Annotated in this window: 24 protein-coding genes and 1 pseudogene; 15 read left to right on the top strand and 10 right to left on the bottom strand. The window is 40.2% G+C overall.

All coding sequences use genetic code 11. The features are described 5' to 3' along the window. Positions 1 to 81 precede the first annotated feature (81 nt). The 10 genes and pseudogenes from GYX26_RS00010 (at position 82) to GYX26_RS00050 (ending at position 5,298) form a co-directional block, all read left to right on the top strand. Positions 82 to 225: an integrase core domain-containing protein gene (locus GYX26_RS00010; protein WP_174827551.1), complete on the top strand. Its 144-nt coding sequence runs from the start codon at positions 82 to 84 to the stop codon at positions 223 to 225. After that, complete coding sequence (locus GYX26_RS00015) at positions 222 to 488, top strand: hypothetical protein (RefSeq protein WP_174827552.1); 267 nt, start codon at positions 222 to 224, stop codon at positions 486 to 488. Before GYX26_RS00010 ends, GYX26_RS00015 begins: the two co-directional genes overlap by 4 nt. Before the next feature lie 27 nt (positions 489 to 515). Then, on the top strand, positions 516 to 1,043 hold the full coding sequence (locus GYX26_RS00020) for a hypothetical protein (RefSeq protein ID WP_174827553.1): 528 nt from the start codon (positions 516 to 518) through the stop codon (positions 1,041 to 1,043). A gap of 182 nt (positions 1,044 to 1,225) precedes the next feature. Continuing rightward, positions 1,226 to 1,363, top strand: a pseudogene (locus GYX26_RS11610) (VENN motif pre-toxin domain-containing protein); the annotation flags it as partial. Then, positions 1,364 to 2,182, top strand: a complete 819-nt coding sequence (locus GYX26_RS00025) for a hypothetical protein (RefSeq protein WP_238791189.1) — start codon at positions 1,364 to 1,366, stop codon at positions 2,180 to 2,182. Further along, positions 2,179 to 2,583 (top strand): hypothetical protein, encoded by a 405-nt coding sequence (locus GYX26_RS00030; RefSeq protein ID WP_174827554.1) that lies wholly within the window; start codon positions 2,179 to 2,181, stop codon positions 2,581 to 2,583. Before GYX26_RS00025 ends, GYX26_RS00030 begins: the two co-directional genes overlap by 4 nt. Positions 2,584 to 2,830: 247 nt before the next feature. After that, positions 2,831 to 3,568, top strand: a complete 738-nt coding sequence (locus GYX26_RS00035; protein ID WP_174827555.1) for a polymorphic toxin type 50 domain-containing protein — start codon at positions 2,831 to 2,833, stop codon at positions 3,566 to 3,568. Between the two features lie 8 nt (positions 3,569 to 3,576). After that, positions 3,577 to 3,903 (top strand): hypothetical protein, encoded by a 327-nt coding sequence (locus GYX26_RS00040; protein WP_174827556.1) that lies wholly within the window; start codon positions 3,577 to 3,579, stop codon positions 3,901 to 3,903. 244 nt (positions 3,904 to 4,147) lie between these two features. Further along, positions 4,148 to 4,816, top strand: a complete 669-nt coding sequence (locus GYX26_RS00045) for an EndoU domain-containing protein (protein ID WP_202984258.1) — start codon at positions 4,148 to 4,150, stop codon at positions 4,814 to 4,816. Beyond that, entirely contained in the window at positions 4,813 to 5,298 is a 486-nt protein-coding gene (locus GYX26_RS00050; protein ID WP_174827558.1) for a hypothetical protein, read from the top strand. The genes GYX26_RS00045 and GYX26_RS00050 overlap by 4 nt, the downstream gene beginning before the upstream one ends. A gap of 181 nt (positions 5,299 to 5,479) precedes the next feature. Here GYX26_RS00050 and GYX26_RS00055 read toward each other — a convergent pair whose 3' ends face one another. The 10 genes from GYX26_RS00055 to rpsF form a co-directional block, all read right to left on the bottom strand. After that, positions 5,480 to 5,683, bottom strand: coding sequence for a hypothetical protein (locus tag GYX26_RS00055; RefSeq protein WP_174827559.1), 204 nt, complete (start codon positions 5,681 to 5,683; stop codon positions 5,480 to 5,482). Positions 5,684 to 5,726: 43 nt separating this feature from the next. Then, on the bottom strand, positions 5,727 to 7,622 hold the full coding sequence (locus GYX26_RS00060; RefSeq protein WP_174827560.1) for an ATP-binding protein: 1,896 nt from the start codon (positions 7,620 to 7,622) through the stop codon (positions 5,727 to 5,729). Between the two features lie 1,321 nt (positions 7,623 to 8,943). Continuing rightward, entirely contained in the window at positions 8,944 to 9,561 is a 618-nt protein-coding gene (gene recR, locus GYX26_RS00065; protein WP_238791190.1) for a recombination mediator RecR, read from the bottom strand. 243 nt (positions 9,562 to 9,804) lie between these two features. After that, entirely contained in the window at positions 9,805 to 10,146 is a 342-nt protein-coding gene (locus GYX26_RS00070) for a YbaB/EbfC family nucleoid-associated protein (RefSeq protein WP_100091478.1), read from the bottom strand. A gap of 55 nt (positions 10,147 to 10,201) precedes the next feature. Next, positions 10,202 to 12,181, bottom strand: a complete 1,980-nt coding sequence (dnaX, locus tag GYX26_RS00075; RefSeq protein WP_174827561.1) for a DNA polymerase III subunit gamma/tau — start codon at positions 12,179 to 12,181, stop codon at positions 10,202 to 10,204. A gap of 536 nt (positions 12,182 to 12,717) precedes the next feature. Beyond that, complete coding sequence (gene mltB, locus GYX26_RS00080) at positions 12,718 to 13,794, bottom strand: lytic murein transglycosylase B (protein ID WP_174827562.1); 1,077 nt, start codon at positions 13,792 to 13,794, stop codon at positions 12,718 to 12,720. A 119-nt stretch (positions 13,795 to 13,913) separates the two neighbouring features. Then, positions 13,914 to 14,369 carry a 50S ribosomal protein L9 gene (rplI, locus tag GYX26_RS00085; RefSeq protein ID WP_100091481.1) on the bottom strand — a complete coding sequence of 152 codons (456 nt, stop codon included), beginning with the start codon at positions 14,367 to 14,369 and terminating at the stop codon, positions 13,914 to 13,916. Between the two features lie 15 nt (positions 14,370 to 14,384). Further along, positions 14,385 to 14,615, bottom strand: coding sequence for a 30S ribosomal protein S18 (gene rpsR / locus GYX26_RS00090; protein ID WP_025330416.1), 231 nt, complete (start codon positions 14,613 to 14,615; stop codon positions 14,385 to 14,387). Positions 14,616 to 14,620: 5 nt separating this feature from the next. After that, entirely contained in the window at positions 14,621 to 14,917 is a 297-nt protein-coding gene (gene priB / locus GYX26_RS00095; protein WP_100091482.1) for a primosomal replication protein N, read from the bottom strand. A 19-nt stretch (positions 14,918 to 14,936) separates the two neighbouring features. Further along, the gene (rpsF, locus tag GYX26_RS00100; RefSeq protein WP_100091483.1) at positions 14,937 to 15,317 is read right to left on the bottom strand and encodes a 30S ribosomal protein S6; all 381 of its coding nucleotides are present in this window, start codon (positions 15,315 to 15,317) and stop codon (positions 14,937 to 14,939) included. A 338-nt stretch (positions 15,318 to 15,655) separates the two neighbouring features. Between rpsF and GYX26_RS00105 the strand changes: the two genes are divergently transcribed. The 5 genes from GYX26_RS00105 (at position 15,656) to hemB (ending at position 20,375) form a co-directional block, all read left to right on the top strand. Then, positions 15,656 to 17,101 carry a mechanosensitive ion channel family protein gene (locus GYX26_RS00105; protein ID WP_174827563.1) on the top strand — a complete coding sequence of 482 codons (1,446 nt, stop codon included), beginning with the start codon at positions 15,656 to 15,658 and terminating at the stop codon, positions 17,099 to 17,101. After that, a complete protein-coding gene (nudB, locus tag GYX26_RS00110) occupies positions 17,088 to 17,531 on the top strand; it encodes a dihydroneopterin triphosphate diphosphatase (protein ID WP_174827564.1) in 444 nt (147 codons plus the stop codon). The genes GYX26_RS00105 and nudB overlap by 14 nt, the downstream gene beginning before the upstream one ends. Before the next feature lie 21 nt (positions 17,532 to 17,552). Then, on the top strand, positions 17,553 to 18,311 hold the full coding sequence (locus GYX26_RS00115) for an endonuclease/exonuclease/phosphatase family protein (RefSeq protein WP_174827565.1): 759 nt from the start codon (positions 17,553 to 17,555) through the stop codon (positions 18,309 to 18,311). Between the two features lie 152 nt (positions 18,312 to 18,463). Further along, a complete protein-coding gene (locus tag GYX26_RS00120; RefSeq protein ID WP_174827566.1) occupies positions 18,464 to 19,063 on the top strand; it encodes a LysE/ArgO family amino acid transporter in 600 nt (199 codons plus the stop codon). A gap of 310 nt (positions 19,064 to 19,373) precedes the next feature. Then, positions 19,374 to 20,375 (top strand): porphobilinogen synthase, encoded by a 1,002-nt coding sequence (gene hemB, locus GYX26_RS00125; protein ID WP_100091488.1) that lies wholly within the window; start codon positions 19,374 to 19,376, stop codon positions 20,373 to 20,375. Positions 20,376 to 20,378 lie beyond the last annotated feature (3 nt).

The raw sequence follows: 20,378 nt of genomic DNA on the forward strand, positions 1-20,378 counted from the left end.
AACCATTTATAACACCGAAAGACCTCATGAAGCACTAAATAATATGACGCCGATTGAGTATAAAACACTAAAACAAGCAGCATGATTTTCTACGTCAGTTTTGTACTAACTATGGGGTATTTACAAACCGAAGAATGGCTAACCATTTATAACACCGAAAGACCTCATGAAGCACTAAATAATATGACGCCGATTGAGTATAAAACACTAAAACAAGCAGCATGATTTTCTACGTCAGTTTTGTACTAACTATGGGGTATTTACAAGAAAATTTGATCATAAACGGTAAAAGATATACCAAAATATATAGAGATATAAATACAGGTAATCTTATTGGAGTTAATCCAAGTACAAGATACACCGAAAATGGTAGAGAATTAGATAGGTTTGATCCCAAGCAGGATATTATTAAACCAAATAATAAAAATGGTTCATTTACAGTATATTCTCCAAATAACCCACATAAGCCCCTAACATTAGAATTTTAGAAGAAATACGAACATTTAGAGATTAATATGAAAAATATAATACGAACATTTTGGTTTTCACTGTTTCTAACTGGATGCCATTCACAAAATAGTTTTCAACAGTTAAATTCGTTAAATATAGATTCAATGGAAAATGATTATAGTCTTATAAGATACTCTTTTCCAATGACGGGTTTAATAAATTTAGATATACCTAGGAATGAACCTTTAAATGTGTCGGTGCGATCAAACTGTATTTTAATACTAAGTGGAAAGCCTGAGGATAATAATAGAAAACTGTATAAAGTTATATGTTATAAACCTTTTCCTAAAAACGTTTTCACTCCACTAGGATGTGTATACTTTTCAAAATATCAAAGCAAACCTCTAAGCAAAGACTCTGTGATCGCACGACATGAAATGGAGTGTCGCCCTGAATATATAGAAAGTGCGGTTAAAGAGCTTGAAGCTAAACCAGATTTAGAAGATATTGCAGTAGATTATTCTACTGCGAGTGAAAATAAAAAAAAGGTTTATTTATTTATAAAAAATAAACATACAACAACAAACAACTGAGCATTAGTGGTCATATAACCATCCCCTATGCTCTACTGGGTGTCATTAGTGCCAGCATCAACGGCGGTAATACCGCAGCCCGAGCAGTAGGCGCAAGCGCAGCCGAACTGGCAGCGCAATACCTGATTAAACAACTACCCAAAGATCAATACCCCAAAGCGATAGATCCAAGAACCGGCGAGATAGACCCGAATCGCTTACCGGAGAGTGTTAAAGCCAGCATCAGAGATCTATCATCAGCGGTGGCTACCGTATCAGGCGGGCTAACGGGTGGTTCACTGGTTAATGCGCAGATAGCGGGGGTGGCTGGGCAGAATGCGGTGGAGAATAATGAATTTGATTTAATCCAGCTTATCTCACCAGCATCAGCTGCGATGTTGTCCAAGGATCCAAAACACCGAGAAGCCATGAAATTGGCTCACCAAATCAGGATGACGAACTCAGCAATAACAATAGCTACAGTAGGAGGAGGTTATGCAGTAGTAGGAGCCGGATACGTAGCACCAGAAGCGATAGCAGCGATATATTCAGCATGTAGGGTAAATCCGGCGGGATGTACAGTGATAGCAGTAGAATCCACGGATGTACTTGCCGGACTGGCAACAGGTGCAGTTACAGTAAGTAATTTACCTGCCTCTGCGATAAAATCGACGAGTAAGATTGGCGGGAAGTATGCGGAAGAGATTGAGCAAATAGGTAAAGAGGTAGGTAAAGGTTCTGCTAAGGCTGGGAAAGAGGCGACGGGTAAGTTTGAACATCTTGAGCTTTCAGAACGACATTTATTAGATAAAGTAACCATACCGAAAAAAACAGGTAATTCTATTTTCACAGGGACAAGAGCTGAAGCATTAGCTGACCTAGCTGAAATTAAATCAGGAAAAGCTGTTCGAAATGGTGAATTATTTACAACATCATCAGGTAGAGTATGGGGCATGCATAATAATTCTGTTCACCCTGTTTCTGGACCAGGAGTAGTAAACATTACATCGCAGGAATATAAAACTTTGGTTCAAGCTAAAAAACATGGAAAAGAGAGTGCGATAAATACATTAAACCATTTGCAGCAAAAAAAACTTTTAACGCCAGAGCAAGTACAAAGGACTAAGTCAATTTTAAATTTAATGAAAGATAAAAAATGAGTAGCTCAGAATTATTAATTGATCTTTATTTACAGACTAAAAGGTCTGAACAAGAAATTATTATTAAGCTTGAATCTATAATTGGTTTAAAAATAGAGTCAGTCAACTTTCCGTGCGCTAATTCTGAATTATTTTTGTTACCTGTGGAATACTCTCAAGGATATAAACAAGGTATATCTATTATGTGGCCGGCTAATTTAGATAATGTTATTAATGGTTACCATATTGCAAAAGAATTATCTTGTGCATTGAATGTGCCTATTTTATTTGATGCAAGCCTTTTTGATTCTAACGCTGCAACTATTGATGGCGATGATATTTGGTTTTTAACTATGAGTAATAGGCAATTAGAACAAGTTAACATTGAGATATTGGAAGATGGAATAGATGTTTTGCCATAAAAATATTTAGATTTACCTAAAGCAGGCAACACCAGAAACCTATCGTCAGCAGTGGCCACGGTATCAGGCGTGCTAACGGGCTGCTCAGGAACAGAAAGAGCTGAAGCAGTGCACAAATATAGGGTGCACTGCCAAAGTCAAGACTCAATGGGCTGCTATTAGTGCAGCACAGCAAGCCAGCTTTACCGCAGGTATCCTCATCGGCCTGCCAGCAGGTGCAATTGAACCTATCAATGAACTGCTTCACATGGCAACAAATCCAGGAGAAACCTATCAGGCTTTGAAAGGACTGTTCACCAGCGGCAACATTCTGGGAAATGTAAGTGATACGGTAAAAGAATCGTACATAAACAGATTAAATAAGCTGGAAGAAGAATATCAAAGAGCTGGTGCTGGTGGTTCATATAAAGCGGGTATAGAAACTGGCAAATTACTACTGGATATGGCTGCTCTGGCAACGGGAGTTGGAGGTGCGGCGAAAGCAGGAATAAAGGTAACTGAAAAGGCGATAACCAAGGTTGCCAATGCGGCGAAGAAGGAGGTAATAGAGGCTGGTAAGGCTGCTGAAAAAGGTGCTAGTATTGCTGGTAAGGGGGCGGGAAGTAGTCACTCCCCCGTAAAACCAGGTACTAATTTTGCACCAGATGCGAATCCGAACTTAACTGTTAATATGAATCAACAAAATAAACATCTAGTTGGAACTAATGAACATAAAACTGCAAATGCTAGTGCTTCTACCCCAAGAAGTACAATTGATCCTAATATTAATGTTCAGAAACTGGTTAATGATTATGCAGGAACCGGTAGAGAAATTCCGACAGGAAGAGCTTTAGGAACACCTGGTTCAAAGGAAAGTATTTCGACAAATAAAGTTATTGGTCAATATTATGATACAAAAGCAGAAACTTTTGTTCCAACAACTAATTTTACTATTCATTATTCAAAAAGAGGGGTACATATTGTACCTGCGAGACCTTCACTATGAGCACGAAAATGACAAAAGAAGAACTTATTAAAGTTAAACATGAAATCAATAGAAGTACCATGTATAGCTTAATTGGCCGAAGTTCAAAAAAAATGCGAGGAATATCACTTAATTATGATGAACAATTTATGACTATTGAAATGTTCTTTGATGAAAAGCTTACCGAGGAAGAGGAAGAAGAAATGGAATATGCTCATGCTGAAGTCGTTTCAGATATTTTTCCTCAAATATATGATGGAGGCATTAAATTAGTTTTTAAAATTTGCCCAGCAAATGAAAGCATTCTTGACAAAAAGGGAAATTTAGGTTGGTTTTATCTTCGTAAAGAATATTAATAACAGTATTGATCTCCCATAATGGAGTGAAAATCGATGCCATTAAAAAATGGTAATTACATCATGGAAGGATCCAAAACACCGAGAAGCCATGAAATTGGCTCACCAAATCAGGATGACGAACTCAGCAATAACAATAGCTACAGTAGGAGGAGGTTATGCAGTAGTAGGAGCCGGATACGTAGCTCCAGAAGCGATAGCAGCGATATATTCAGCATGTAGGGTAAATCCGGCGGGATGTACAGTGATAGCAGTAGAATCCACGGATGTACTTGCCGGACTGGCAACAGGTGCAGTTACAGTAAGTAATTTACCTGCCTCTGCGATAAAATCGACAAGTAAGATTGGCGGGAAGTATGCTGAAGAAGCTAGTAAGGGCTCGGCTAATGCTGGAAAAGGGGCGACCAATACAGGAGGTAAGGCTGGGGAATATCTTGAAGGCTTCAAACCATCACCAACACCTGCCGAGTTAGTCCAACAACAAGCGGGTCAAGCTAGTAAGGTTACAATAAATACTGAACACATTTTAAATGGCGAAATAAAAACTTATAAAGATGGAACAAAAGTAGGCACTGGAGGACATTACATACGAGACCCAAATATTAGAGTAGATAATTGGACTGGCGCTGCTGATGCAAATGGTGTAAAAACCGGATATATTTCAGTAAGAGAGCCTGCTACAGGAAAATGGTATAAAAAGCAGGCAGAAACAACATTTTTCCCAGAACATTGGTCTAAACGGCAAACTGAGATGGAAATTAAAAGTGCTTTTGAGAATTCAAGAAAATTACCTACTTCAAAAGATAAATGGGAAGGCATATCTAAAAGCGGAGTAAAAATGCAAGGTTATTATAAAAAGCCTGATGGAACTGGGGCAACGGCTTGGCCCGCTTATCAAGGAGTTAAAAAATGATAAATAGAAAAATAAATTTTATATGGTATGAAGGTCAATACCTTTTGTCTGGATACTTATCTGATGAAAATACAAGATATATTCCAAAGCAAGGTTATGGTGTATGTGAAATTGCAGCTTGGTTATCTGATGATCTTCCTACGGGAGTAAACTCAGTCAATATCTGGATCAACAATCTCACCGCTTTAGAACATAGCCGAGCACCAGATGGTATGTTTGGTATCGGTAATGCCCACTGGGTATTAATTACTGGCGATTATGTGTTTATCGGCACTGAGTATGTAGAAGAACAGCAGGTTATCATGACCAGAGAGCAGCTTTTATACGTTCTAGAACAATATAAGACTTTTTTAGAAGGAGATTATAATGACCCCAATAATCCGCCAGATCCTATTGATGTTGAATTTATAGCAGAAGGCCAAGAAGCTATTGACATGTATAATGGATTAGAAGGCTCCCATCAGGTTCTTTACGCTTGCTAATTGGTTCTCCACCTAACCGTGGAGACCATCTTCTTGGCAAGTTTTACCAAAAAGATTTAGGCTAAATCAACCTAGATAACGCACTAGGTGGCAGGATTACAACCAGCTAAGCGAAGACAAAAAACAACTGGTACTAAGAGAAACCAGCAAAGACTACCGCACAGCAGACGAGCAGGCACAATCATGGGGTATCGGCGGCGGCAAGAGCCGTGCCCTGAACGCCGTCACCAGTGCCGTCACCGGCATCCTCGGCGGCCAGACCAACCTGCAAGCGGCCACTAACGCCCTCGCCCCCTATGCTGCGGAACTTATCGGCAAACAATTCGGCCATGGCGACAACCAAAACCTGGCCGCCCAACTGGTAGCTGCTGTTCAGGATTGGCATTGATGACGGCTTTGCCGATTAATTCACCATCGTGCTAATGCTATCAATCACATTCACCCTTTAATATCTTTAAAAATGTTTCATTTCTCGCTTCTGCATCAGAAAATATACTGCTTAATGAAACAAAGATTAAATGTACTTTTGAACCATCTAAATATCCGTAATATATACATCCTTTATTACTAAATACTTTAGTAAAGTGCCTATCTTTCATTGCGCTTTCAATATTTTCATCATTTCCATCAAAGTCACAGATGACATAACAATAGAAACTATTTATATTTTGCAGTACTTTTTCCGTAGCCCTTTTATATCTGGCAACCTGATCAATTGCTTTAAATTGCTCTGTATAATCAATATTTCCTTTTTTCAATTCAATCAATACCACATCTTTATATTCTGTACTTTCTTCTGGTTTATTATATAAAAGAAATAAATCAGGACGTTTTACAGATTGACAACTGGAATGGACACCATCAATTTCTTCAATTATTCTTTTGATTGTCACATCAGAAGCAATGTAAGCATAAGTCATAAACTTATCATCTAAAAGCCAGATGTTATTATGATACAAATGCGGTTTATTCACTTCATGATCACAGTTGACCGATAATTTTTGAGGAAAAAATAACTCATGTAATATATTCTCATTCTCATATAGACTCTTTAATTCCAACCCACGTTTGACAATCAAATTTCTATGAAAAATATATTTTGCCAGTTCATGCTTATTCTGTTCTGAAACTTTTTCAGCGATTTCATCAAGAGTGGCATTTTTATTTGCAAGCAAATTAATTAAATTGTCTTCTTCTTGATTTATTTTATCTCGATAAGCTTTGAGAATACTCGCTTCATCAAATGAAATATTGTCTAATTGAACATTACTAAAATCAATGTAACCATACATCGCGCTTAGATTATCTAATCTAGCTTTATTTTCTTTTAATAATTCGGGTTCATGTTCACGAACAATATTAAAGCAGTAATTTTTAAGCATCTCTTCAAAATTCTTGCCTGGTTTGGGACTCAACATATCAAACTGATCTAATTCATCTTCTGAACCAAAATTAAATTGAGTTCTTTCAAGGTTGCTTTTTTGGTCAAAATAATCAGATGTTATAGCAAAAATATACTGCTTGTTAAAATTACCCGAGAATGAAAATGACTTAACGGTCAGATTATTGGCACAATAAAATATTTCTATACCTGTTTTTTTATAATCCAAAAAGGTATAAACGGTAAATTTACAATCATTAATTTTAAGATTTGCTTGATCTAAGCAATGAATATTAAAACTACTTATTATTTCACCAAATGGTTTACCATTAACAAATACTCTGATATTGATAGTTTTCTGTGTTTCCTTTTGTTTTAAAAAAAGCATTAAATTAAATTTTTCTTTCAAAAAATTCACGCATGATTGAGCCTGTGTTTTCGGGTGTTTTAAATTTAAGTTGCTAAAAAATATTTTGGTATATGTATCTTTTTTAGAGGATTTCGTTCTAATTACATTTTCCTGACTGGCATTATACGAAAAATCGAAAGAAACATGTTCTCCCTCGTTTGATATACTATCAATACTAACCCTATCCGCTATTTTCAAAAATGAAAAACGACCGATGCCTTTACCCCCTATATTTTTTTTATTCTCTGTTGCCAACTCAAAAAAAGCATTAATATTTTTGGTAGTTAGACCTTCACCATTGTCGGTAATAATAATTTTACTTAAATTACCTAGATTCGAATTATTGCTATCGATATTAGTATGGTATTCATATTGTAGATCAATACCAATTTCCGTTGCATTAGCCTGAATACAGTTCATTACTGCTTCTTTTAAAACATCATTGACTGTAACGTTTTTATAAAAATGAGACAACATTCTTTTGATATTTGTTTTCATAAGATCAATGGTTTCATTAGTAACAGATGTAGTCATATAACTTTCATATTATTTTACCTCATAATCGGGCAGGTATGCTATTATAAGTATAACTAGTACTTTTCATTTAATTTCAAAATTTTAGATTTTTCATGTGTATTTACTTGCGTTAAATGGTGAAACTTTTAATATTTTTTATTTATTCATTTATATTTGCTACCTATTTTGCCCACACATTTTTAAATCTGCAATGGTGCTTTTTTGCTTCTTCTTAAAACTTAACTCATCTGTCCTGCTCGATATTTGAAGTATTAATGAAAAACTACCACAACTCATCAAATGTTAAACTGAACGACTAGTTCTCATCAAAGAGAAAGCTACCCTAAATCATAAAAATTTTTAGGAGGTAGTTACATGAAATAAATTTAACACTAAAAAGGATTGGTATCAAACTATGATTTAGGATTATCTGTTTTGAGCACAGGATAAGTCAATCAAGGAAAAGCTATTCATTTAAGACAGAAGACAATTGCAGTCTAGAAGAAACTGAACTGCTTGTATTACGAAAAGACCTGGCATTATATCGTTACTTAGCGATATCAAAGCATCATGCCTATTATCAGCGCAAAACAACTAAGCCGGAATCGGTCATATATTATGTCGATACGATATTGATTTTTTAATCGCAGCTATCAATCATATAGGACTAGGCGAATTCTTTTGCCTTACAATAAGTGGACATCAGCGTTTCTCGTCGTTACATTGCCCAGATAATGGAATCGCTATCATTGAAAACATTAATTTAATGTGTATGTTAAATGACAGATTTAACCTATATTCGTGTTAACCATCGCTGGAATTATTTATGTATGTTACTGAATTTATCTAATTGACAGATTGCCGGTTATAGTGTTGGCCAACATTAACAGCAATTTAGTAATGTCGGCATTAAGCCATATTAAGTAACCACTGTTCATCATTAAATCTATTTCACTTCAATAGAGGAAAGATTTTAATAATTAGTTACTAGATAAATATTTCAATACATTTAATATTTAACGCTCGCTGAATAAAAAATTGGCATATGCTAATGTATTAGCATAAACACCTTTTGAAAGCATTAAAACAGAGTTTATTAAAGGAGGAAATTCATGATAATTCAAGAATTACAACAAGCCTTTGCAGGTTATGCTTATTGGTAAAATCACAGAAGGTTACATTCTTTGTTAGGCTATTTGCCTCTCGTGGAATTTAACAAACACCCACCCCTTAATTTTGTTGTCTGAATATGTGTTGCCATTCCAAAATTCCTGTCCTCTATCAGAATGAAATAAATTTAGGATAGCGATTGCTTAATTTGGCTTAATACAGATGGAATTTATTTAATGCTACGGCGTTCATATACAGCTTGCGCTAAGGTACCGGCATCTACATATTCCAGCTCGCCGCCTAGAGGCATACCCTGCGCCAGTCGAGTGATTTTGGCCGGAAAATCTGCTAGCAACTGAGACAGAACATAAGCTGTTGCATTGCCGTCTGCGGTAAAACTGGTAGCAATGATGATTTCATCTACTTCATGTTCCTGTAGGCGAGTAATCAGCTTATCCAGAGCAATCGCCTTTAAATCTGCTCCCTGCGCTGGACTAACCTGCCCCATTAGCACAAAATACAGGCCATCATGGCAGTTGGCAGCCTCCATACTAGCCACATCCACCGGCATATGCACAATCATCAGCCGTTTAGGATCGCGCTGCTCGTCGGCACAGATATCACACAATTCACCTTCACAAAAAGTGTTACACAAACGACAATGGTGTACCTGCAATAGAGCCGCTTGAATAGCTGCTACCAGTTCTTCAGCTCCGGCACGTTTATGCTGTAACAATTCATAGGCCATGCGCTGCGCTGTTTTGGGACCAACATTCGGCAACACCTTCAATGCGTTTGTTAAACGACTCAATGCATCAGTTGATTTAGGGCTCATTCCGTTACTCATTAATAAATTGGCTGCTGATTCAATATCTCAGCAAACCGGCAACAAGCGTAATTAACAACATAAAATTTTATTTTATTATTGCAACCAGAAATTTAGCTCTAGTTATTAAAAGAAATTTATTCATGATAGCCAGTTTCCAAACTGGCCTGCTGTGCTGGCAGTAAGAATTATCTATTGGGAAATAGCACCGCTTTATTTTTAAGGAGAATAATCTTCAGAAGATTATTCTCCTATTACAGTGAATTATTTAAAAAAGTCACCCATGCCTGCCGGCAGATTCATACCCTGAGTAAATTGTCCCATCCGTTCGGAAGAAGTTGCTTCTGCTTTACGTACAGCATCATTCACTGCAGCAGCAATCAAATCTTCCAGCATCTCTTTGTCATCAGCAGCATCTGCTAACAAACTGTCATCAATATGAATACGTTTCACCCCATAATGACAGTTCATGGTTACCTTAACCATTCCGGCACCAGATTCACCGTCCACTTCTACATTAGCCAATTCTGCCTGCGCCTTTTTCATGCGTTCCTGCATTTGCTGCGCCTGCTTCATCAAACCACCCAAACCTGCTTTTCCAAACATGATAACTTCCTTATACTTCAAATTTAAAGGGAAAAAATTAAACAAAATATTGCAATTATTCTTTATCCAAACGTAAGCTTTCTGGCACCCAGCTTGCATTAAATGTTTCCATCAGCAGCTGTACTGCGGGCTGCGCCTCCAGTATAGATTGAGCCTGTTGCTGTTCTTCAGCATGTAATCGCTGCTGGCGCATTTGCGGAGTCTCTAGCGCACTCTGCTCCTGCCAGCTACAGGTATGCAACTGAATCGGGCAGCCATAAACTTCAGACAAGGTTTCTGCCAGCCGAGTCAGCAACTCGCGATTAGCTGTCGGTTCACCCTGCTCTGCCAGCGCAATAGTTAAATTGCCACTATTTTCATCATAATTAGCAATTGCTGTATGTTGGCTAAACAACTGCACAGCCCCCAACCGGTGCGCCAGCAAAGTTAAAATTTCCGGCCAATTCTCCGCTGTTAACGGTGGGAAATTATCTTTTGCCGTGGTTATCTCTGTAGTATCAGCCTGCGCTGGTATCAAGGTATCATTATGCTCATCATGCTGTTTGGCTGATGTCTGCTTATGCTCGCCCGTTTCTTTTGTATCTATCAATTCCGGTGCAATAAAACCGCTATCAGATGCATAGGGAATATCTTCCATACTATTTTCCCATGGCGGCGGTAGTTCATCATCGGCCATAGCAGACTGGGAAAAATCCATAATTGATGGCGATACATTTTCTGGTATGCTACTAACAGCTACAGCCGGTATTGGTTCACTAACTGTTTCCAATTCTGCCAGTGCTGGTGCCGTATCTGTCTGAGGTACTGCCGCAGACTGTGATACTGAAGTCGAAGCAGGCTCAGCTTGCTCAATAACAGGAGGTGTCACTACTGCCTGATGATTTGTCACCGGTGCATTTTGCAATTGTGTTCCGTCAATCTGCCCATGCAGGCGCTGCGTATTCATTGCTGCCAGTGGTGCAAAGGCCAGCATCCGCAGCAATGTCATCACAAAACCGGCCTTTTCATCTGGAGCCAAAGGTAAATCCGCTTTACCGCGTAAGGCACATTGATAATACAGTTGAATTTGTTCACCGGAAAACAGACTGGCAAAGCGGGTTAAAGCCGCATATTCGGGTTCATCTTTGCCAATCGCCGTAGGCACGGATTGCAATATAGTTAAACGTTGCAATAACAACGCCAGCTCAGTTAGTGCACTGTCAAAACCCACCGCACAACTGGCCATCTCCTCAGCTTTGGATAATAAAGCCTGTCCATCACGTGCTGCCAGAGCCTCCAGTAATGCATACAGATAGCTTTTATCCACTGCACCAATCATATTGCGTACATCAGACTCAGCGACCTTGCCTGAACCAATGGCAATCGCCTGATCAAGCAGACTAAGTGCATCGCGCATTGAACCGGCAGCAGCACGGCCTAACAGCAGCAGTGCGGCGTCTTCATAAGCAATCTTCTCCTGCTGCAATACATAAACCAGATGGTCATGTACTTGAGTGCTATTCAGATTACGCAGTACAAACTGAAGACAGCGGCTTAAAACCGTAATCGGCACTTTTTGCGGGTCTGTTGTCGCTAAAATGAATTTAACATGCTCCGGTGGCTCTTCCAGCGTTTTAAGCATGGCATTAAAAGCACTTTTCGACAACATATGCACTTCGTCGATGATATAGACTTTGTAACGCCCCATCGTTGGCGCATATTGCGCGTTTTCCAGCACCTCGCGAATGTTATCAATCCCGGTATTAGAGGCCGCATCGATTTCCAGTACATCTACAAAGCGGCCGGCATCAATCTGACGGCAGGTATCACACTGATTGCACGGTTCGCCATGTTCAGCATGCAAACAGTTCAGGCTTTTGGCCAGAATACGAGCAATTGTGGTTTTGCCTACCCCTCGCGTTCCTGTGAGCATATAAGCATGATGCAAACGTCCCTTATCAAGCGCATTTATCAATGCCTTGACCACATGCTCCTGCCCCACCAAATCGGCAAACTTTTTCGGTCGCCATTTACGAGCCAATACTTGATAAGTCATAACCATCCACAACTGCCAGCCACAGCAAAATTCAAACTCATTAATTTAAACTTCGTCCGGCAAAAATTCCAAACAAGCACCACATTGTAACCAAAAACCGGTGGCAATGGTTAGGATAAAAGACATGAATGAAGCGCTGCAAACCAGAAGAAACAACCCGAAACAGGTTTTATTAATAAGGACTGAAAGGTAAAATTCAACCTGAATCAGCAAAACGCCTTTAGCCATCGTTGTCGCAAGCTTGTGCCTGTCTCAAAATAGTTGTTCAGTTAATATTTACTATTAAACCGAACAGCCTGCATAGCAGGAAACTGTTCTTTAAGCACTACACATCACTACACTGGCTAACACTATCTGTTTAATCTGAAACCGACTAATCGCAAATCTTGTAGCACATATCATATATTGTATAGATAGGTTTTGCCTTGATACCATCCTGCCTACCCTCTTTCAATCACCTAGACTGTCTGTGCAACCTGCTGCAATAAAAAGCCACCCGTCACAGCAGGTGGCTGGTGATTCAGTACAGATTAAATTTATAAGTTGGCATTCGCAGCGGCCAGATTATTGGCAATCTGGCGCACTGCGGCTACATAATGCCGGCTGTGATTATATTGCCAGATAGTATAAAAATTATTCAGACCAAACCAGTAATCATATTTACCGGGAGATTTTTCCAAACGATATAAAACACCTTTTTCCTGATTCCCAATCTGCGCCGGAATAACCACCCCCAGCTGACGCAACTGCCCGGCGGTATATTTCAGCGCAGTAGGCTCATCAATAATTTGCTGTAACTGTGGTGTCGGCTGCATCGCTACTGGTACGGCAATCGGTGCGCCAGACTGCCAGCCGTGCTGTTTCATATAATTGGCTACTGAAGCCAGTGTATCGCCAGAATTGCGCCAGATATCCCGATGACCATCGCCATCCCAGTCTACAGCATATTGACGAAAACTGGATGGCATAAACTGTGGCATTCCCATGGCACCGGCAAAACTGCCTTTAAAGCTGAACGGGTCCTGCTTTTCTTCATAGGCCAGTTGCAGAAACTCTGCTAGCTCACGCTGAAAATATTCTGCCCGGCGCGGGTAATGATAGCCCAGTGTAGTCAGCGCATCTGCTACACGATACGACCCCATCGTAGCACCATAATTGGTTTCAATACCTACTATGGCTACCAGCAATTGCGGTGCAACACCATAGTGTTTTGCTACCGCCTGAATTACCTCAGTATTATTCCGCCAGAAAACATTTCCGGCACTGATGCGAATATTACTGGCATTATTCTGTACAAATGTATACCACGGTAACGAAGTACCTGGTTTATCCATTCCACGGATAATACTTGGCCTGTAGTGCACTTGCCGAAAGAAATTCTCCAGCTGTGCCCGGCTGTAGTGTCCACGCCTGACCTCATTATCGATAAAACGGTTAACATCACTACGACCCAGTAAATCTAATCCACTATCGGTTAAAGCAAATACCTTTTCCTCCGCAGACGAAGGCACATTTACTGTCGCAACAGCCTGAACTGGTTTCTCCTGTACAGGCTGTGTACTTTGACAGGCAGCCAGCAATAAAGCTGCACTTATAATCCGAACTAATTTCATTATTCTGGTTCCTAGCATATGCTTAATGCACATTTTAAACTATTTTTACCATTAATAACAAAAAAGCTGTCTGGAATAATCCAGACAGCTTATATTTTCCTGATGTGTGTCAGTTGTACTTATTCGGCAGCAGCCACAACAGTAACTGTAATAGCAGCAACAGCATCGCTGTGTAAAGCCACTTCGATTTCATATTCGCCAATGGCTTTCAGCGGGCCATCAGGCAAACGTACATTGGCTTTAACCACTTCCACACCAAGCGCAGCTTTAATTGCTTCTGCAATATCGTGAGTGGTTACAGAGCCAAACAGACGGCCATCCACACCAGCTTTTTGGGCAACACTGATATTCTGACCATCCAGTTTCAGTTTGCGTGCTTCGGCATCAGCCAGCACAGCAGCCTGATGTGCTTCATATTCAGCACGTTTTTCTTCAAATGCAGCCAGATTAGCAGCATTGGCACGCTGAGCTTTACCCTGAGGGATCAGGAAGTTACGCGCATAGCCATTTTTTACATTAACCAGATCACCCAGATTACCCAGGCCACCGACTTTTTCTAACAAAATAATCTGCATAATAAATCTTCCTTATTATTTATGTTGATCGGTGTAAGGCAGCAAAGCCAGAAAACGGGCACGTTTTACCGCGGTAGATAGCTGACGCTGATAATGTGCTTTGGTTCCGGTGATGCGCGCCGGAATGATCTTACCATTTTCAGTAATAAAGTCCTTTAACAAATCAACTGCTTTGTAGTCAACCTGTTTGATACCTTCCGCAGTAAAGCGGCAAAATTTTCTACGTTTGAATGATTGACGAGCCATGTCGTTTAACCTTTATATTCACGAATTTGTTGGATATGCAGTACCGGACGGGAGTGGTAAATACCTTTCTGGCTGAGAAATCCACTGATTTCCACCATAGTTCCCGGCTGATACAGCCAGTTTTTAGCTAAATCACCCAGTGCTTTTGCCTGAATTTCCACTTTTGCCAGATACCGCTGTTGCAGCTCTATTTGCCATGATTCATGTGTAAGCCACATGGTCAATACTGGCAATCCGGCGGGGGTATAGCGTAAATCGTCCAGACTTTTAATCTGTGCACACAGGCATAATTGATTCAGCAAACCAGCCTCAATAAATTAATCAGGCTTCAGCTTGTTCTGCAGCAGCTTCAGTGCTGTTACCTGCTAACAGATTCTTGGACTTCTCGTCTTTCATCATCGGAGAAGCTTCAGTTACCGCTGCGTCCATTTTCACAGTCAGATGACGCAATACAGCATCATTAAAGCGGAACGCAGTTTCAATTTCGTCAATCACTTCAGGTGTAGTTTCAACATTCATCAGCACATAGTGTGCTTTGTGAATTTTGTTGATTGGGTAAGCCAGCTGGCGGCGACCCCAGTCTTCCAGACGGTGAATTTTACCGTTGGCTTCGGTAATCATGGTTTTGTAACGCTCAACCATGGCACCGACCTGTTCGCTTTGATCCGGATGGACAATGAACACGATTTCATAATGACGCATGTGTACTCCTTGTGGCTAATCGATCCCTTTACCATGCGAAAGTGCAAAGGGCAAGGTTGGAAAACCAGCTATTATAAGCATCTTTGCATTCAGAATCAAATAATAGCCCATAGTATCTGTTTTATTCCCCTAAATAACAATAAATAACTGGTTTTATAAATAATTTTATATTATCCGTTAAGCACAAAAGCACCATTCTCTAATATGGCGAATAGGCACATCTGGTTAAAACTGCCTTACCAACCGCTAACCATTGCTAAATTTAATAGGGACAGTTTACAGGGTTCTACTAAAACGCCTAACATTAAGGCTAATTTCAAATTCTTCTTTGCCTTACCATGAACAACTATTTTGACTCCATGTTTGCCCGCAAAGAATTTCTGGCACGACTGATAGTCCATAGCTTACAAACCACTTCCGGTTGGCTGGAGCTGGCTTGTGCAGTCATGATTATGCTTAGCACCTACTGGCTTAGCCTGAAAATCCTGTCAGTTGTATCCAGACATACTCAGCAGCAGAAAAACATTCGATTCCCGCTGCTGCACCATCTGTTTTCACGCCTGTTATGGCCGATATTACTGTTTATCAGTACCATCATTGCCATCGTTGTCTGGCGAGACAGTACAGGTGAATCAGTATTATGGTTACAGATCACTGTATTTGCTGCGCGCTGGTTGCTGATGATTCGCATCATCATGGCCATATTGCACAACGCAATTCCCAATAACCTGTTTAATGACTACTATGAACGTTCACTATCCACTTTCCTGTGGGTATGCTTCGTACTATGGCTCACCAGTCTGGATACCTTTATTATCCGCCTGCTGAAGTCACTGGCACTGCCTGTAGGTTCAACCAGTTTGAGCCTCTATACGGTTATTACTGGCAGCATTATTGTCGGAATTGCCATCATTATCGCCATGTGGCTATCGCGCATCACTGAACAACGCATTCTCAAAGCAGAAAAACTTGACGTCAATCTGCGTTATGTACTGGTGAAAATTATTAAAACCCTGCTGGTAGTCATTGCTGTACTGATTGCCCTACCCATGGTTGGCATCAATCTGACTATTCTTTCGGTATTCGGTGGTGCTCTGGGCGTTGGTCTCGGGCTGGGTTTACAGAAAATCGCCAGCAACTATGTATCTGGCTTTATTATTCTGGCTGATCATTCAGTGCGCCCGGGAGACCGGCTGAATATTAACAACTTCACCGGTTATGTCACCAAAATAACCGCACGTTTTGTGGTATTGCGCAGTAGTGATGGTTCTGAAGCACTGATTCCGAACGATACTTTTGTTTCCAATACTGTTATCAATGATTCTTATTCCAGTAAAATCATGTCTACCAACCTAACTATGCAGGTAGCCTACAATACCAATCTGCCTCAGGCACTGGAAATATTGAAGGAAGCGGCTGCCAAACAGGTACGTGTGTGTGACGACCCCAAACCTAACAGCTTTGTTACCGGTTTTTCTGATTCTGGCATTACTCTATATGTCAATTACTGGATTCATGATCCGGAAAACGGCTTTATGAGTATCAATTCAGCCATTTTGATGGAAATCTGGAACCGTTTTAAAGAAGTTGGCATTGAATTTTCTTTTCCAAAGCAGGAAATACGCATTGTGAATGATGCAGGAGACCCAATTATCTACGACACAATGCCCAAACCGGTAAATAATGTAGAAACAAAACCTACCTATCCGGAGCCATTACCCACTGAATTAAATGTTTCGTCTTCTTATCGCTCTGGACAACAAACGCATCATGACCAACAATAAACATTACAAACAGCCAACATCTGTGCTGGTTGTTATTTACAACAATAACCAGCAGATATTGTTACTGGAACGCGCAGATAAACCCGGCTACTGGCAATCTGTAACAGGCAGTCAGGAGCCGGATGAGACTCTGGAACAGACTGCAATACGGGAACTGGCCGAAGAAACCGGTATTCACAGTAGTACTATTAATAACTGGCATCAGTCGAGTATATTTGAAATTTACCCGCATTGGCGTCATCGCTATGCTCCCGGCGTTACCCACAACACCGAACATGTTTTTTCTCTATGTATTGCCGCAGATACTCCTATCTATCTGGCACCAAGGGAGCATTTACGTTATGTGTGGTGTTCTCTTGAACAGGCAATCGAGCAGGTATTTTCCCCTTCTAATCGTGCTGCACTATTGCAATTACCACAACACTGGTAATTTAACTCACCGGCCATTTTCATGAATACCATCACCATTGCCACCTATAATATTCATAAAGGCATGTCTGCACTTAATCAGAAAGTACAGCTTTCCCAAATGGCCTCTGCTTTACAGCAACTTGCTCCGGATATTCTGTTTTTACAGGAAGTACAGGGATACAACAGTAAGCGGGCAGAAAACATTCCTGATTTTCCCCAACAACCGCATTACCAGATTCTCAGCGAACAGCTAGACTATCACGTTAGTTATGGTCGTAATGCACGTTATAAATATCGCGACCACGGTAATGCCATCTTGAGCCGTCATCCTATTGTTACCTGTCACAATCTGGATATCAGTGTAAACAATATGGAACAGCGCGGCCTTTTGCACTGCGAAATCAAGCTGCCCCAATGGTCGCGGCCTTTAGTATGTCTGTGCGCTCATCTTAATCTGCGCGAACCCGACCGCATCAAACAGTATCAAACCATTTCCGACTACATTCAAAGCGAAATTGATCCGGCCAATCCATTGATTCTGGCTGGTGACTTTAACGATTGGCGCCAGCGCTCACATGACAATCTGGGCTTGAAGTTAAATATGTATGACGCATTCTGTACTTACCGCAATGCTCCAAAAACCTTTCCGGCACGCCTGCCCATTTTGAGTCTGGACAGAATTTTTACCCGCCATTTAAATGTACTCGAAGCCAAACCTTTAAGCGGCCTGCCATGGCAAAAACTTTCTGACCATCTGCCTTTATATGCAATCATTGCCCCCGAAAATACAACAAAGTAACTAAATCAATTTTAGTATCAGCAAGCTATAGTCCAAATCAGCCAATATATTAAAATCTATTGTGTTAACCACAAATAAAGAAAAAATCAGGAGAAGCAATATTGACGCACAATTACTCTGTTGACCCAAAAATATAATTGGATAAAAAATAAATGTCTGCCTTACTATCTGGATTAGGACTTGGTTTTTCCTTAATTATGGCCATCGGTGCCCAAAATGCTTTTGTTTTAAAGCAAGGCTTAAAACGGCAATATGTTTTCTGGGTATGCCTGATTTGCTCACTGTCAGATACTATTCTGATTTATCTAGGCGTAACAGGATTTTCAAAAGTACTTAAAAGCTATCCTGATATTATTGTCTACTCAAGGTATTTAGGTTCTGCATTTCTCTTTATTTATGGCGCGCGAAATTTTTATTCTGCATTGATACAAAAGTCAGTGCTGAAGCCAAGTCAAATTGATAAAAGTTCATTGATGAGTGTCCTCGGTGTTTGTCTGGCACTGACGTGGTTAAACCCACATGTATATCTGGATACTGTTATTTTAGTGGGTTCGATATCTGTGTCTTTCCAGGAAAATCTCTATTCATTCGCAATCGGAGTGATGCTTGCATCATGGCTATTTTTCTTTTCTTTAGGCTATGGCGCGAAATATTTATCTCCACTATTTAATAAAAATATTTCCTGGAAAATATTAGATTTTATTATAGGAATTATCATGTGGAGTATAGGCTATGGCTTAATATCTATGTGAGATTAAAAAACAATCAGTTAACCAGCTTCTCATACTGTGCCTGCTTTCTGGCTGGATAACACTAAAAATTGTTTGTATCTATGCAGATAAATTTTGTGCAAATATCACCTGAACAGCACATTCATCAAAACAAGATAATCTAGAACAGAAGCAACTGAAACAAAAATATATTCCAGCACATTAATTAGTACTACTGCTTAAAAAGGTTTAGAATAATAAGCCAAAACTCACAAAGCCTTATTGGCCATGGTTTCCAGCTAATTTATTCAGTTGGCTGTATTCTATTCCAAAAAATATCAGGATAGTTATTATGAATTTTCCTCCGCGAATCATGCCTAATACACGTATGCGTCGTATGCGGCATGATGATTTCTCACGCCGCATGATGCGTGAAACCATATTAACAGCCAATGATTTTATTTTGCCTGTATTTGTACACGAGGAAACTGGCCGTATACCCGTTGCGTGTATGCCGGGAGTCGAACGTTTATCAATTGATGAACTATTAAAGGTAGGTGAACGGGCACTGGAGCTTGGCGTACCGGTACTTGATTTGTTCGGCGTACCCAATCCAGACAGCAAAACCGCAGATGGACGCGCCGCATGGGATGAAAATGGCATTATTCAGAAAGCTATCCGTGCCTTAAAATCGCGCTTTCCAGAACTGGGGGTGATGGCTGATCAGGCTCTGGATCCATATACCACTCATGGCCAGGATGGCTTACCAGACGAAAATGGTTATATTCAGAATGATGAAACCATTGAAGCTATTATTAAACAGTCACTGTCACACGCTGACGCCGGTGCCGATATTCTTTCCCCAAGCGATATGATGGATGGCCGTATTGGGGCTATTCGTGAAGCACTGGAAGAAAATGGTTTTATTCATACGCGGATAATGTCTTATGCGGCCAAATATGCCTCCGCGTTCTATGGGCCATTTCGCAGTGCGGTAGGCAGTGCCGGTAATCTGGGCAAAGGTAATAAATATACTTATCAGATGGATCCTGCAAACAGCAATGAAGCACTGCATGAAGTAGCACTAGACATTGCTGAAGGTGCGGATATGGTAATGATTAAACCGGGTATGCCTTATCTGGATGTAATCAGGCGGGTGAAAGATGAATTTGCAGTGCCAACTTATGCTTATCAGGTGTCAGGTGAATATGCAATGTTACAGGCGGCTATTCAGAATGGCTGGCTCGATGCAGATAAGGTAATTCTGGAAAGTCTGCTGGCATTTAAACGTGCCGGTGCCGATGGTATTCTCACCTACTTTGCACTGGATGCAGCACAGCGGCTACGCCAATAGAAC

It is taken from the genome of Snodgrassella sp. ESL0253, assembly GCF_013344965.1.
GTDB classification, from domain to species: Bacteria; Pseudomonadota; Gammaproteobacteria; order Burkholderiales; family Neisseriaceae; genus Snodgrassella; species Snodgrassella alvi_B.